The sequence below is a fragment of the Streptomyces sp. NPDC047043 genome (assembly GCF_040644055.1).
Classification (GTDB): Bacteria; Actinomycetota; Actinomycetes; order Streptomycetales; family Streptomycetaceae; genus Streptomyces.
Genome location: NZ_JBEYVO010000006.1, coordinates 289,448 through 303,324 on the forward strand (window position 1 = coordinate 289,448; position 13,877 = coordinate 303,324).

Here is a 13,877-nt window from a genome sequence, read left to right on the forward strand (position 1 = left end):
GGCTCACCGCGCCCCGGCCCGCCACCGCTGCTCCGAGCCCCCGCTCAGCGGCCGCAACGACAGGCCGTCGCCGTCGTCCGGAGTCACCGCTGTCTCGATGGCGATCGCCGGCCGGATCACTCCGTCCGAATCCACGGTGAACCTCAGGTTCTGGCCGTTGCTGCCGTCCACCGAGTCGCACTCCCAGATGCCAACGCCCTTGCCCACGGCGCCGCGGCTGTCCAGGCAGTAGTTCGAGTCGGCATACGACTGCACGATCCCGCGCGCGGAGTCGACCCGCCAGCGCTGGGTGAGCGAGGAGGAGCACGGCGCCGTCACCACGTCCGTGCCCTTCTCGAAGTCGCCGTCGCGAACGTCCAGGCACAGGCCCGAACTCACGTTGACCACCTGGGCGTACGTGCCGTTCGGGGCGTGCGTGGGGGAAGGCTTGGGCGACGGCCGTGCCGACTTCGATGCCGACTTCGAAGGGGAGGGGCTGTGCGTACGGGTCCGGGTCGGCGTCGGGGACGGAGACGGTGACCTGTTGGTCGCCGACGGCAGCGGGGTGGCCGACAGCGTCGGCGTCGGCGGCGTACTGACCGCGCCCGCCGCCTGCTGGGACGGCGAGGACGACGAACCGCCCTGCGCCAGCAGGAAGATCAGCAGCGGCGTCAGCGCCACCCCGAGGGCGACCGAGGTCAGCAGGACGCGCCGGGACGGCGGCCAGTTCGCCGGGACGGCAATGACCTTGGGGCGTTCGGACGTCCTGGTGCGCGCAGTCCGCGTACGGGACCCGGGGTGCGGGGCGGCGGCGTCGCCGCGCGTGACGTACGCCGTGCCCGCCCACGGCAGCAGGCCCTCGGCGAGTGCGGTGCGCGGGGAGTCGCGGAGGGCGGACAGCTCTTCGTAGGCCGCGGTGCAGTGGGCGCAGTGCACCATGTGCGCGCGTAGATCGCTGCTGCTGCGCGGGCTGTCGGGCCGTACGGACTCCTCGATGAGCCGGCCGAAGTTGCCGCAGCGCGGGTCGTCCGAGGCGGCCAGGCGGGTGCGCAGACAGGCCTGGCCCATGGCCTGGAGCGCGGCGGCGGTCTCGTGGGCGACGTCCTCGCGGGTGAGGCCCAGCAGGACGGCAGTGCGGTCCGTCGGCTCCTGCTCCACCACGCCGTACCAGACCAGGCCCTGCGCGCGGGACGGGAGGGACTGGAAGGCGGCCAGCATCGGCGGGGTCGGGCCCTCGGGGCCCGCCGTGCTCAGGACCAGCAGCAGACCGGCGTCGAGGCCCCCCGCCCGCTCGTCGCCCGCCCAGGACGCCGCCAACCGGCCGGTCAGCAGCAGGAGTTGCAGCCGTAGCGGAACAAGTGGCTCGGTGCCGCGCGCGGTCTGACGGGCCGCCAGGGTGAAGGCCTGCGCGGCCAGTTGCCGGGCGGCGGAGTCGCCTCCCGTGCACAGACGGGCGTAGCCGAGGACCGCGGGCTGGTGGCGGGCGCGGACCTCCTGCAGGGCCGGGTAGGCGGTGGAGGTGCTGGTGCGCAGCAGTTCGACCAGGCGCACGTCGGACGTGCCCGCGTGAATCCCGCCCCCGGGCTCGGGGATCCCGCCTCCGGTCTCGACGCCGTTGTCGGTCCGGTCGGCCCGAGCCATCGCCATCCGCCTCCTTGCACTTACGCCCGCCGGAGACCTGACCTACCGGTGGGTATGGAGGCCCATAGTGATGGAAGTAAACCTCAGGGGAAAGAGTTTCTGTGGGTAACCAGAGCGGCCACCATGACTGTCGAGGTCACAGTGGCCGCCTGATGTGCTCGTACTCGTGAAGGACGTACGAAGGAGACGTCACTCCTCCAGCGTCAGCCCCTTGCGCAGTCGAATCAGCGTCCGCGACAGCAGCCGCGACACATGCATCTGCGAGATCCCGAGCTCGTCCCCGATCTCCGACTGGGTCAGGCCGGCCACGAAGCGCAGGGAGAGGATCTTCCGGTCCCGGGACGGGAGTTCGGCGATCAGCGGCTTCAACGACTCGACGTACTCGATGCCTTCGAGTCCGTGGTCCTCGTATCCGATCCGGTCCGCGAGCGCGCCCTCGGCGTCGTCCTCCTCCGGCTGGGCGTCCAGCGAGGAGGCGGTGTACGCGTTCGACGCCGCCATGCCCTCGACGACCTCGTCCTTCGACAGGCCCAGGCGCTCGGCGAGTTCGGCCACCGTGGGCGCCCGGTCGAGCTGCTGGGCCAGTTCGTCGCCGGCCTTGGCCAGGTCGAGCCGGAGCTCCTGCAGCCTGCGCGGGACGCGCACGGACCACGAGGTGTCGCGGAAGAAGCGCTTGATCTCGCCGACGATGGTCGGCATCGCGAAGGTGGGGAACTCCACGCCCCTCGCGAGCTCGAACCGGTCGATCGCCTTGATCAGGCCTATCGTGCCGACCTGGATGATGTCCTCCATCGGTTCGCTGCGGGAGCGAAAGCGGGAGGCGGCGAACTTGACCAGGGCGAGGTTGAGTTCGACGAGCGTGTTGCGCACGTACGAGTACTCGTGCGTGCCTTCCTCGAGGGATTCGAGGCGCTCGAAGAGGGTCTTGGACAGGGCCCGTGCGTCGACCGGTCCCACCTCGTCGTACGGGGGGATCTCCGGAAGTCCGTCAAGCCCGGCCAGCACGTCGGTGTCGCTGCTCTCGATGGGAGCCAGATGTTCCGGAAGGGATGTCGACGTCGCCTCCTGGGTATGCGATGCGTCGAGCCGGGGTGACATGATGTCCTCCATCGTTCTCGGCATTTGGCTGCCGATGCCATTGCGTGCACTGCGGTGTGCGGCGCCTCCAAAGCCGGCCGTGTCGGTTACGTATCTCTACTAGCCCTACCCGCTTTCCCGCATCCGCCGCAAGTGCTTTCTGTGGGGATATGTCCGTTTGTGGGCGGTTGTTCGGGTGTCGGAGAGTGTGAGGAAGGCGTAGTGTTCGAGGGCGTACGTCAGCAGCCACGACGTCGGGAGAAGAGACGGCATGGACCGCGGGACGGTCGGCAGCACACAGTCTGGCCGGCTACTGGTGGAGGTCAGGGAAGAGGGCTCCAGCGCCGTCGTGACCCCGGCCGGTGAGTTGGATCACCACACGGCCGATTTGTTGCGTGAGCCACTCGAGGACTGCCTCGACAAGGGATTCAGCCGACTGGTCGTGGACTGCTCACGACTGGAGTTCTGCGACTCCACGGGGCTCAACGTGCTGCTGGGTGCGCGACTGAAGGCGGAGGCCGCGGGGGGCGGGGTGCATCTCGCGGGGATGCTGCCCGTGGTGGCGCGCGTCTTCGAGATCACCGGGGCGGAGGCGGTCTTCACCGTCCATGACACCCTCGAGGCCGCCCTGGCCGACGAGACCGGTTGACCCGGCGAGCCCGTCGACCCTGTGTGATGTGCCGGTCGCCTCTGTGTGACCGGCACTTTCCGGGCGTCACACCGGCCGTGCCGAACAAGGGGGTGTTCGTCCGGTTCGGTCGGGCAGGAGACATCCTGAACATGTCGGCGGTACGGCGACGGATTTCCCGTCGAGCCACGTACTGACCGTCGAGCCACGTACTGACTCTTGAATCGTGAACCGGTGAATCGGTGAGGTGAAGCGCTGATGAGCACGACCCGGCCTTACTCGCCGGGCGACCGCGGCCCGGAGCCCAGCGGCGCTTCCGGGGCGTCCGAGGGGGGCACGCCGAGCACGGGGGCGTCCGACAGGGGCGTGCCGGCGGTGGCCGGGGCGTCCGAAGGGGACGTGAGCCCGTCGTCGGCCGCGTCCGCGTCGTCCGGCGGGCCTCAGGTCCGCAGACTGAACTTCGACGGCGAGAGCGGCGTCGTCCCGCTCGCCCGCGACTTCGCCCGCCAGGCGCTGTACGCGTGGGGCTGGCTGCCCGCCGCGACCGCCGACCAGCGGGCCGCCGCCGAGGACGTGCTGCTCGTGGTCTCCGAGCTGGTCACGAACGCCTGTCTGCACGCCGAAGGCCCGGACGAGCTGTGGATCGCCTGCGACAGGAAGGTGATCCGCATCGAGGTCTCGGACAGGGGCTCGGGCCAGCCGGCCCCCCGCACCCCGCACCGCGCGGGCCGTCCCGGCGGCCACGGCATGTTCATCGTGCAGCGGCTCTGTCTGGACTGGGGGGTCGTACGGACACCGGGAACGGCGGGCAAGACGGTGTGGGCGGAGCTGGGCGCACCGGCGTAATTCACTTGGCCGCCCGGGACCTGCTGCCTACCCTCGTCTGCAACGCGCTGACGGAGACAAGTAGCCGGGGTCCACGCGGGCCCGGGTGAATCCACTCCCGAGTGCGGGGAGGAAATGCCCCGCCGGCCGGCCCCCGTCATCGGGCCACAACGAGACCGTCGTACGGCCGTGAGTTTTCGTACGTACGGCGGTGAAGGCGTGGTGGCACCGCGAGCACCCTCTCGCCCACGCCCCGAGGGACCCACCCCGGGGCGGCGTGTGCCGTTCCGGCAGAACCGGACGGAGCGCGCACCATGCTCGACGTCACCCTCATCCGCAACCATCCCGACCAGGTCCGCGACGGCCTGCGCAAGCGCGCGGTCGACGCCGACATCCCCGCCTTCCTCGCCCTGGACACCGCCTTCCGCGAGGCCCGCACGACCGTGGAGCGGCTGCGCGGCGAGCGTCGCCGCGTCTCGGCGGACATCGCCGTACGGCGCCGGGCCGGCGAGGTGGCCGAGGAGCTCCAGGCCGGGGCCAAGGACCTCACCGACCGGCTCGCCGAGGCGGAGGCCCGGCTGGCCGAACTCGCCGGGAGGCATCAGGAGTTCCTGGACGCCCTGCCCAATCTCCCCGACGAGGACGTCGTGGCCGGCGGCAAGGAGAACAACGAAGTCGTACGGGCCGTAGGGGCCCCGCCCGCCTTCGACTTCGAGCCCAAGGACCATGTGGACCTCGCCCAGGACCTCGGCCTGGTCGACTACCGGCGTGGCGCCGCCCTCGCCGGAAACGGCCACTGGATCTATCGCGGTGAGGGTGCCGCCCTGGAGTGGGCGCTGCTCAACCACTTCCTGGACGCCCACCGCCGGGCGGGCTACGAGTTCGTGCTGCCGCCGCACCTGCTGACGTACGAAGCGGGCTATACGGCGGGCCAGTTCCCGAAGTTCGCCGACGAGGTCTTCCGCACGGGCGAGCACTTCCTCCTGCCCACCGCCGAGACCGCCCTGGTCAACCTGCACCGCGGAGAGACCCTCGACGAACACCAGTTGCCGCTGAAGTACGTGGCCTACACGCCCTGTTACCGCAAGGAGAGCGGCGGCTACCGCACCGCGGACCGCGGGACGCTGCGCGGTCACCAGTTCAACAAGGTCGAGCTGTTCCAGTTCGCCCGGCCCGGGGACTCGGAGGCCGCCCAGCTCGAACTGCTCGCTCGTGCCGAGGAGTTGGTCGCCGGACTCGGCCTGCACCACCGCGTCACCAAACTCGCCGCCGAGGACACCAGCCCCGCGCAGGCCAAGACCTACGACGTCGAGGTCTGGCTGCCGAGCCTGGGCGCGTACGCCGAGGTCAGCTCGGTGTCGAACGCCCGCGAGTACCAGGCCCGGCGCGGTGGCATCCGCTACCGCCCGGCCGGCGGCGGCAAACCGGCGTACGTCCACACCCTCAACGCCTCGGGCCTCGCCACCAGCCGGCTGCTGCCCGCGATCCTGGAGCAGCACCAGCGGGCCGACGGGACGGTGGAAGTGCCGGACGTGCTGCGGCGGTGGGGCCTGCCGGAGGCCCTGCGGGCGCACTAGCTCGGGTTACCCAGGGTCACCCTCGGGCCGCTCCCTCCACTCGAACCCCCTTTCGTGCGCGCCGGATCCCCACAACTCCGGCGCGCACCTTCTCTTCCCTCCTCAAGAGCCCGGGCGTACCTTGACGGCCGATCTGATGTGCCGTCAGGAAACCGAAAGGGAGCGGAAATCGTGTCGTACCGGAAACGAACCGCCGCGCTCGCGTCCGTCGCGGCTCTGGCCGGCTCGGCGGTGCTGATGGCCGCCCCCGCAGCCGAGGCCAAGGTCGTCGACGTCAACTACCAGTGCAAGACGCCGATCGGCAACAAGAGCGCCGTCTCGCCCATCGACATCAAGGGCGTCAAGAGCGGCAGTGGCTACAAGATCACCATGTCCTGGCAGAAGGGTGTCTCCTCCAGCCCGGTCGAGCTGGGCAAGGGTGCGATGAACCCGAGCGCGACCATCAAGCTGGGCGGCGCCGACAGCGGCACCATGAACGTGAGCGGCCCGGCCAACCAGGCCGCCATCCCGGCCAACACCCCCATCAAGATCAATGACCTGACGGGCACCTACACCCCGAAGAAGACGGGCAGCGTCACCTTCACCCCGGGCATCCTCACCATCAAGGCGCTCGGTACGACGACCACGTGCACGCCGTCCAACAGCCCCGGTCCGGCACTGACGCTGGACGTGACGGCGGCGAGCGGCGGCTCCGGCGGGACCAGCCAGAGCGGCAGCGAGTCGGGCTCCTCGCTCCCGCGGACCGGCCCCGACGACTCCGCGATCGCCCTGGGCACGTTCGGCGGCACCGTGCTCCTCGCGGGTGCGGCGGGCGCGCTGTGGATCACGCGAAGGAACCAGACGGCTCGCCGCTGAACCACCCGAACGACCGCTGGAGCCGCCGGATGTCGTCTGCCGCCCGTGTCCTGTTCGTGTCACTCCTGCTCGTGCTGACCGCTGCCCCGGTGGCCTCCGCCGCCGACGGCTGGTCCGTCGCGCCCTCCGGCGGCGGACGCCCCACCTTCTACGCCGAGGGGGCGCCCGGGACAGTGCTGCAGGACACGGTGTCCGTGACCAACCGGAGCGGGCGGGCGGTCACGGTGCGGCTGAGCGGCAGCGGCGTTCCGGTCACCTTCGCCGAGAGCCGCGTACGGGTGCCGGCCCGCACCCGCGCCGACATCCCGTTCACGGTGAGCGCGCGCGGCGACCGCAGCGGCGAGATCGTCGCCCGCGACCAGGACGGCCGCACTGCCGAGGTTCCGGTCCGTCTGCGGGTGGGCGGACCGGCGCTGTCCGCGCTGACCGTCGAGCATGTGTCCGTGCACGGCGACCGCATCACGTACGACCTGGTCAACCGCGGTACGACCACCCTCGTACCGAGCCTCGCGGTGCACGCGCACGGTCTCTTCGGCCCGGTCCTCGACCGCCCTTCGCGCACCCTGCCCCTGCGCCTCGCGCCCGGCCGCCGCCTGCAACTCACCGAGCCGTGGCCGGACCGCCCCGCCCTGGACGCCGTCGACGTACGCCTCACGGTGACGGCGGCGGGCGGCGCGCACGACTCGGCAGGGGCGTCGGCACGGTTCGTGCCGTGGGGTGCGGTGGTCGGGGTTGCGGGGGCGGTGGCGGCAGGGGGCGCCTTGTCGGCCGTACGACGTCGCAGGCGCCGTAAGCCCGACGAACTACGCGAACCCCCGCTTACGGAAGTCGAGTTGACGGGAGCGGTGACGTGAACGGCAAGCTGCGGATTTCGGCGCTGCTGGCGGTGCTCGCGCTGCTCCTGCTGCCCATGACCGGAACGGCGACGGCCGACGGGCCGAGCGTGAAGCTCTCCAAGTCCCAGGCGGGGACCGGCGGTTCGATCACCGTGAGCGGCAGCGGCTGGCGGTCGCACGCGCTGCTGATGATGCTGATCTGCGGGCAGTCCACGCCCTCGCGGGGCGTGATCGGCGGCACCAACTCCTGCGCCAACGGCGACGGGCGGGCCGTCACCACCGACGCCAAGGGGAGCTTCAGCAAGAAGCTGCCGGTGGCCGAGCCGCCGGTGCCGTGCCCGTGCGTGGTGCATGTGGCGACCGTGGAGGGCGCGAAGGCGCAGGCCGACGCGGTCCTCCAGGTGGCCGGACACGCGGTGGAACCGCTGCCCACGGAGCCGTCCGGCGGGCGTCTGTCCGTCCTCACGGACACCCGGCTCGACGGCTCCAGCGGCCTGCTCACCTGGTTCGGCGCACCGCCCGCCCGCAGCCTCGTCTTCACCGTCGGCAACGCCGGTACGACCGCGATCAAGAACCCCGTCTTCCAACTCGGTACCTCCCACGGCGTGTTCGCCCCGCAGTGGGAGGAGCAGCAGTGGCGCGGCACCATCGCGCCCGGCAAGAAGGCGCAGATCAAGCTGCCCTTCGAACTCACGTCGGGCGCGCACGGCGACTACACCGTCTCCCTGAAGTACGGCGGGAAGGTCCTCGCCGAGCAGCCCTGGGGCGTGGGCCGGCCCTGGGGCGTGACCCTGTTCTGGATCCTGGTGTGCGTGGTCGTGCCCGCCGCGGTGTTCCGCGCCGGGATGGCCGTCGTGGACCGGGTACGGCCGCGGCGCGCGGGCGGCCTGCGGCACCGCGGGCTGCGTATGCCCGAACTGACCCTGCGCATGCCGAAGTTCACGACACCCAGGGCGGACGAAGAACCCGCCTCCGACTCGACCCTGCCGTGGTTCACCCCGGACTCCGATCCGGGCACGGCCGGGAGGCTCTCCGCACCGCACGACGACAGCCCGACGAGTCCTACGACTCCCACCAGGAAGGGACCCACGTGAGCAAGCGAAGGAGAGTCATACCGGTCGGCGTGGACCGGGTCCGGAGAGCGGGTGCGGCGGGTGCCGCGCTGGTGCTCGGCGGGGCGGGCGTGCTGCTCGGCGTGGCCGCCGGGACCGCGCAGGCCGCGGAGGTGTCGTTCGCGACGCACTGTGTGCCGCCCGCGGGCATCGATCCCGTCGACGGCACGACGAAGGTCGAGATCACCGCGCCGGCCACGGCGAAGGTGGGCGACACGGTGGACGTCGTATGGAAGTTCGTCCAGGCCGCGTCCAAGAACCCGGACATCATCGACCTGCCCGCCAACTCGGTCCAGCCGTCCGGGGTGTTGAAGGCGGCCGGCGCGCAGGCCGCGGACATCGCGATGCAGGGGGCGCGGGAGAACCCGGCGATCCCCAAGGGCGGCGCCATGGTGCTGTCCGACATGAAGGGCACGCTGAAGCTGACGGCGCCGGGCGAGGTGACGCTGACACCGGACGCGTACACGGTCAACGCGATGTCGACGGACACCAAGTGCACGCCTACGGAGACGGTGCAGAAGGCGGCGACGATCGAGGTGGCGCCGGGGGACGGAAGCACGTCGAGCACGACACCGGACCCGACGGACTCGGCCTCGCAGTCGGCATCCCCCTCGGCCTCGGCCTCCGACACGAGCAGCGCATCGGCTTCCGCCTCCGCAAGCGACGGCACGGGCAGCGACCAGACGGACTTCACCGGCAAGGAGGTCGAGATCCCGTACACCTGCCAGTCGCCGATCGGTGAGAAGAAGGCGACCTCGCCCATCCAGATCAACGCCAAGAAGAACGGCGGCAGTTTCGACCTCACCGTGCAGTTCAAGAAGTCGGTGATGGACAGCCCGGCCGACATCCCCAAGGGCTCGGTCAAGCCGTCGATGGAGGTCGTCCTGGGCGGCGCGGACAAGGGCACGGTCCACGTCGAGGGGCCCACCAACGCCAAGGACATCAAGTCGGGCGACCCGATCGAAATCCCTGACCTGACCGGCACCTACAAGCCGGGCGCGGACGGCAGGTCGACGCTCTCCCCGGGCGTCCTGACGATCAACGCCCTGGGCACGACCACCACGTGCAAGCCCGACAAGACAGAGGTCTCCCTGACCCTGGACACGACGGAACAGGCGAGCGGGGCGTCGGGCGGCTCGTCGTCGAGTTCGGGCGGCACGTCGTCCTCGTCGTCGAGCGGGGGCTTGGCCGAGACCGGTTCGGACGACCATGGTGCGCTGAAGGCCCTGGGGCTGGTGGCCGGTACGGCGGTGCTGTTGGGCGCGGGCGTGTTCACGTTCCTGCCGAAGCGGAGGAGCAGTTAGAGCGATGACAAAGAGGGCCACTGCAGTGCAGTGGCCCTCTTCAGCGCGTCGAACTCAGTGCACGTCACCCATCAGCGACTTCACCTTCCGGCGGTACATCCACACCGCGAACCCGGCGAGAGCCGCAAGTGCCGCTTCGCCGAAGACCGCAGGCGTCCCGCTGAGGTCGACCCCCGCGATCGCCGGGTTGGACAGCAGGCCCGTGATCGAGTCTCCCGCGGTGACCGCGAGGAACCACACGCCCATCATCTGGCTCGCGTACTTGGCCGGAGCCATCTTCGTCGTCACCGACAGACCCACCGGCGACAGGCACAGCTCACCGACGGTCTGGATGAAGTAGATGCCCACCAGCCACATCGGGCTGACCGCGGTGCCGCCCGCCGCCATGGCGAGCGGGACCAGGAAGAAGAAGAACGAGACGCCGATCAGGACCAGGCCCATCGAGAACTTCACGATGGTGCTGGGCTCCTTGCCCTGGCGGTTCAGCCACACCCAGATCCAGGCGAAGACCGGGGCCAGCGCCATGATGAACAGCGGGTTCAGCGACTGGTACCAGGAGGTCGGGAAGTCGAAGCCGAGCAGCGACGTCGCCGCCTTGCCCTCGCCGAACGCCTGGACGGTGGACGCGCCCTGGTCGTAGATCATCCAGAACACGGCGGCCGCGACGAAGAACCAGATGTAGCCGGTCATCTTCGACTGCTCGGTGGCCGACAGATCCTTGTCCCGCTTGATGCGCAGCAGCACACCGGCCGGGACGACCAGACCGATGATCGTCAGCGGGATCATCGCCCAGTTCAGCGTGAAGTGGCCGGTGAGGCCGACGACACCGTAGAAGACGGTCGCGGCGATCACCCAGAGCAGACCCTTGCGCAGGAAGGCCGCGTGCTCCTCCGCCGCCAGCGGCTTCGGGACGACGCTCGACTTCGGGCTCAGGTTGCGCGTGCCGAGCAGGAACGCCGCCAGGCCGATCGCCATGCCGACCGCGGCCATGCCGAAGCCGAGGTGCCAGCTGACCTTCTGGCCGACGGTGCCGATGGCCAGCGGAGCGAAGAACGCACCGGCGTTGATGCCCATGTAGAAGATCGTGAAGCCGCCGTCACGGCGCGGGTCGTCCGGGCCGTCGTACAGGTGGCCCACCATCGTGGAGATGTTGGCCTTGAGCAGACCGGAGCCGGCCGCGACCAGCGCGAGGCCCGCGAAGAACGGGGCCTGGCCGCCGGGCAGCGCCAGCGTGACGTGGCCGGCCATGATCGTGACGGCCGCGATGGCCACCGTCTTGCGGGGGCCCCAGACGCGGTCGCCGAGCCAGCCGCCGGGCATGGCGAGCAGGTACACCATCGCCGAGTAGACGGAGACGATCACCGTGGTGGTGGCCACGTCCATGGCCAGGCCGCCGCCCATGCTCCCCTTGCCGGCGCCGGGGCCGCCGGAGAGCAGGTAAACGGTGAGCAGGGCCTTCATGCCGTAGTAGGAGAATCGCTCCCACATCTCTGTCATGAAGAGGGTGGCCAGACCGCGAGGGTGGCCGAAGAAGGTCTTCTCGGAGCCGGGGGTGCCCGGGCGCACCGAGTCCTTCGTCAAGCTGGACGCCATGGTCGTTCCTTGCTGGTGGGGGTTTACCGCACACAAATGAGACCTTCAGCGTCAAGTGGTCGCCAAAGGTCCGCGAAGTGCTACAGGCGTTGTTTCACCATACGGCAGGACACTGCCGGATATGGAAGGACTTGAGAGATGGATCACAGGTAGACGCGGAACCGTACACCCTTTTCCAAGGTCTTTTCCAAGATCGCACCCCATAGACACAGGTTCCCACCGGTACGCCCAAAGGTAAGAATCATGCGTGCCGATCACACCCCAGCACATGTCAAGAGCGGACTACCATCACCTCATGACCCGTGTACTGCTCGCCGAGGACGACGCGTCCATCTCGGAGCCGCTGGCCCGCGCCCTGCGCCGGGAAGGTTACGAGGTCGAGGTGCGCGAGGACGGCCCCACTGCACTCGACGCCGGCATGCAGGGCGGCGTCGACCTGGTCGTGCTGGACCTCGGTCTGCCCGGCATGGACGGCCTCGAGGTCGCCCGCCGGCTGCGCGCCGAAGGCCACACCGTGCCGATCCTCATCCTGACCGCGCGTGCCGACGAGGTGGACACCGTCGTCGGTCTCGACGCCGGCGCCGACGACTACGTCACCAAGCCCTTCCGGCTCGCCGAACTGCTCGCCCGTGTCCGGGCCCTGCTGCGGCGCGGTGCCGCGGAGCCGGCGCAGCCGCCGGCCACGCACGGCGTTCGGATCGACGTCGAGTCGCACCGCGCATGGATGGGCGACGAGGAACTCCAGCTCACCGCCAAGGAGTTCGACCTGCTGCGGGTTCTGGTGCGGGACGCCGGCCGGGTGGTCACGCGTGACCAGCTGATGCGCGAGGTCTGGGACACCACATGGTGGTCGTCGACCAAGACGCTCGACATGCACATCTCCTGGCTGCGCAAGAAGCTCGGCGACGACGCGGCGAACCCCCGCTACATCGCCACGGTACGAGGCGTGGGCTTCCGCTTCGAGAAGAGCTGAACCCCAGCCCGTAGACCGCCCCAGGTACAGCAGGTACAGAGGACATGCGCCGTCGACTGATCCAGTCCACGCTCGCCGTGGTGCTCGTCGTGATCGCCGTCTTCGGCGTGTCCCTCGTCATCGTCGAGACGCGGACCATCAGCAACAGCGCCCAGGAACGGGTGAGTTCCGAGGCGCAGCGGGTGGCCAGCATCGTGGACAGCCGGCTCATCGACGACGGGACGGTCAACGCGGAGATCCTGCGCGGGCAGGTCACGGGGGAGCGGTTCGCCGTCGTCCGGATCCCGGGCAAGCCGGCCATCGAGGTCGGCACCCGGCCGGAGGGCGACGTCATCCGCGGTCACGCCACGGGCGAGAAGGGCGAGACCGTCGTCGTCGAGGAGCCGCGCTCGACGGTGAGCCGGGAGGTCGGCCGTACGCTGCTGATCATCGGCCTGGTCGCGCTGCTCGCGGTCGTGGCCGCCGTACTCCTGGCCATCCGCCAGGCCAACCGGCTCGCATCCCCGCTCACCGACCTCGCCGAGACGGCCGAGCGGCTCGGGTCCGGTGATCCGCGTCCCCGCCACAAGCGGTACGGCGTCCCGGAGCTGGACCGGGTCGCCGACGTGCTCGACGGCTCCGCCGAGCGCATCGCGCGCATGCTCACCGCCGAGCGGCGGCTGGCGGCGGACGCCTCCCACCAGCTGCGCACGCCGCTGACGGCGTTGTCGATGCGGCTGGAGGAGATCACTCTCACCGACGACCCGGACCAGGTGAAGGAGGAGGCCAACGTCGCGCTCACGCAGGTCGAGCGGCTGACGGACGTGGTGGAACGTCTTCTCACCAACGCCCGCGACCCGCGCACCGGCAGCGCGGTCTCCTTCGACCTCGACGAGGTCATCCAGCAGCAGCTCGCCGAGTGGCGCCCCGCGTACCGCAGCGTGGGCCGGGCGATCGTCAGCTCCGGCAAGCGGCATCTGCAGGCGGTCGGCACCCCGGGTGCGGTGGCGCAGGTGCTGGCGGCGCTGATCGAGAACTCCCTGATGCACGGCGGCGGCACGGTGGCGCTGCGCACCCGCGTGACCGGCAACCAGGCGGTGGTCGAGGTGACGGACGAAGGCCCCGGCGTCCCGGCGGACCTGGGCGCCCGCATCTTCGAGCGCACGATCAGCGGCCGCAACTCCACGGGCATCGGGCTCGCAGTGGCCCGCGACCTCGCAGAGGCAGACGGCGGCCGCCTGGAAATGCTCCAGACCCAGCCACCGGTATTCGGCCTGTTCCTGTCGCGTACCCCCCTGAAGAGACCACCGACGGACGAGGAACCTACGACGGTGCGCTAGGCGACGGTGCCGGCCGACCCCGGCGGGGCAGCCGGCTGTGGGCCGGTGGGCAGCCGTGAGTCAGCCGGCCGCCGGGGGAGTGGGGCGCAGGGTGCATATAGGGCGCCGGAAGGAAGCTGCTGCGGCAGTCGCCGGAAGCCGGTTCGGCCACCGGAGGG

12 protein-coding genes are annotated in these 13,877 nt (G+C 70.4%); 9 read left to right on the plus strand and 3 right to left on the minus strand.

Annotation, left to right across the window (positions count from 1 at the left end):
- Positions 1–3 precede the first annotated feature (3 nt).
- Both ABZ880_RS12105 and ABZ880_RS12110 read right to left on the minus strand, forming a co-directional pair.
- Entirely contained in the window at positions 4–1,620 is a 1,617-nt protein-coding gene (locus ABZ880_RS12105; protein ID WP_361260553.1) for an RICIN domain-containing protein, read from the minus strand.
- 189 nt (positions 1,621–1,809) lie between these two features.
- Complete coding sequence (locus tag ABZ880_RS12110) at positions 1,810–2,730, minus strand: RNA polymerase sigma factor SigF (RefSeq protein ID WP_361260554.1); 921 nt, start codon at positions 2,728–2,730, stop codon at positions 1,810–1,812.
- Positions 2,731–2,968: 238 nt separating this feature from the next.
- Here ABZ880_RS12110 and ABZ880_RS12115 point away from each other — a divergent pair, with 238 nt between their 5' ends.
- The 7 genes from ABZ880_RS12115 to ABZ880_RS12145 all read left to right on the plus strand — a co-directional run bounded on the left by ABZ880_RS12115 (position 2,969) and on the right by ABZ880_RS12145 (position 9,834).
- A complete protein-coding gene (locus ABZ880_RS12115; RefSeq protein ID WP_361260432.1) occupies positions 2,969–3,346 on the plus strand; it encodes an STAS domain-containing protein in 378 nt (125 codons plus the stop codon).
- A gap of 237 nt (positions 3,347–3,583) precedes the next feature.
- A complete protein-coding gene (locus ABZ880_RS12120) occupies positions 3,584–4,171 on the plus strand; it encodes an ATP-binding protein (protein ID WP_361260433.1) in 588 nt (195 codons plus the stop codon).
- A gap of 293 nt (positions 4,172–4,464) precedes the next feature.
- Entirely contained in the window at positions 4,465–5,727 is a 1,263-nt protein-coding gene (gene serS, locus ABZ880_RS12125; protein WP_361260435.1) for a serine--tRNA ligase, read from the plus strand.
- 171 nt (positions 5,728–5,898) lie between these two features.
- A complete protein-coding gene (locus ABZ880_RS12130) occupies positions 5,899–6,582 on the plus strand; it encodes an LPXTG cell wall anchor domain-containing protein (RefSeq protein WP_361260437.1) in 684 nt (227 codons plus the stop codon).
- 29 nt (positions 6,583–6,611) lie between these two features.
- Positions 6,612–7,436: a hypothetical protein gene (locus tag ABZ880_RS12135; protein ID WP_361260439.1), complete on the plus strand. Its 825-nt coding sequence runs from the start codon at positions 6,612–6,614 to the stop codon at positions 7,434–7,436.
- Complete coding sequence (locus ABZ880_RS12140) at positions 7,433–8,512, plus strand: hypothetical protein (RefSeq protein WP_361260441.1); 1,080 nt, start codon at positions 7,433–7,435, stop codon at positions 8,510–8,512. Before ABZ880_RS12135 ends, ABZ880_RS12140 begins: the two co-directional genes overlap by 4 nt.
- Positions 8,513–8,583: 71 nt before the next feature.
- Complete coding sequence (locus tag ABZ880_RS12145) at positions 8,584–9,834, plus strand: hypothetical protein (protein WP_361260556.1); 1,251 nt, start codon at positions 8,584–8,586, stop codon at positions 9,832–9,834.
- Between the two features lie 54 nt (positions 9,835–9,888).
- On the opposite strand, the gene ABZ880_RS12150 is transcribed toward ABZ880_RS12145, so the two are convergent.
- Positions 9,889–11,427, minus strand: coding sequence for an oligopeptide:H+ symporter (locus ABZ880_RS12150; protein WP_361260443.1), 1,539 nt, complete (start codon positions 11,425–11,427; stop codon positions 9,889–9,891).
- 295 nt (positions 11,428–11,722) lie between these two features.
- Here ABZ880_RS12150 and ABZ880_RS12155 point away from each other — a divergent pair, with 295 nt between their 5' ends.
- Positions 11,723–12,400 carry a response regulator transcription factor gene (locus ABZ880_RS12155; protein ID WP_058928367.1) on the plus strand — a complete coding sequence of 226 codons (678 nt, stop codon included), beginning with the start codon at positions 11,723–11,725 and terminating at the stop codon, positions 12,398–12,400.
- A 44-nt stretch (positions 12,401–12,444) separates the two neighbouring features.
- On the plus strand, positions 12,445–13,719 hold the full coding sequence (locus ABZ880_RS12160; RefSeq protein WP_361260445.1) for an ATP-binding protein: 1,275 nt from the start codon (positions 12,445–12,447) through the stop codon (positions 13,717–13,719).
- The last annotated feature ends 158 nt before the right edge of the window (positions 13,720–13,877 follow it).

What these genes read in the sequence shown, in the direction of transcription:
- serS (WP_361260435.1), top strand. Translation starts at nt 4,465, where the DNA reads ATGCTCGACGTCACCCTCATCCGCAACCATCCCGACCAGGTCCGCGAC.
- ABZ880_RS12110 (WP_361260554.1), bottom strand. Translation starts at nt 2,730, where the DNA reads ATGGAGGACATCATGTCACCCCGGCTCGACGCATCGCATACCCAGGAG.
- ABZ880_RS12135 (WP_361260439.1), top strand. Translation starts at nt 6,612, where the DNA reads ATGTCGTCTGCCGCCCGTGTCCTGTTCGTGTCACTCCTGCTCGTGCTG.
- ABZ880_RS12120 (WP_361260433.1), top strand. Translation starts at nt 3,584, where the DNA reads ATGAGCACGACCCGGCCTTACTCGCCGGGCGACCGCGGCCCGGAGCCC.
- ABZ880_RS12155 (WP_058928367.1), top strand. Translation starts at nt 11,723, where the DNA reads ATGACCCGTGTACTGCTCGCCGAGGACGACGCGTCCATCTCGGAGCCG.
- ABZ880_RS12105 (WP_361260553.1), bottom strand. Translation starts at nt 1,620, where the DNA reads ATGGCTCGGGCCGACCGGACCGACAACGGCGTCGAGACCGGAGGCGGG.
- ABZ880_RS12150 (WP_361260443.1), bottom strand. Translation starts at nt 11,427, where the DNA reads ATGGCGTCCAGCTTGACGAAGGACTCGGTGCGCCCGGGCACCCCCGGC.
- ABZ880_RS12115 (WP_361260432.1), top strand. Translation starts at nt 2,969, where the DNA reads ATGGACCGCGGGACGGTCGGCAGCACACAGTCTGGCCGGCTACTGGTG.
- ABZ880_RS12160 (WP_361260445.1), top strand. Translation starts at nt 12,445, where the DNA reads ATGCGCCGTCGACTGATCCAGTCCACGCTCGCCGTGGTGCTCGTCGTG.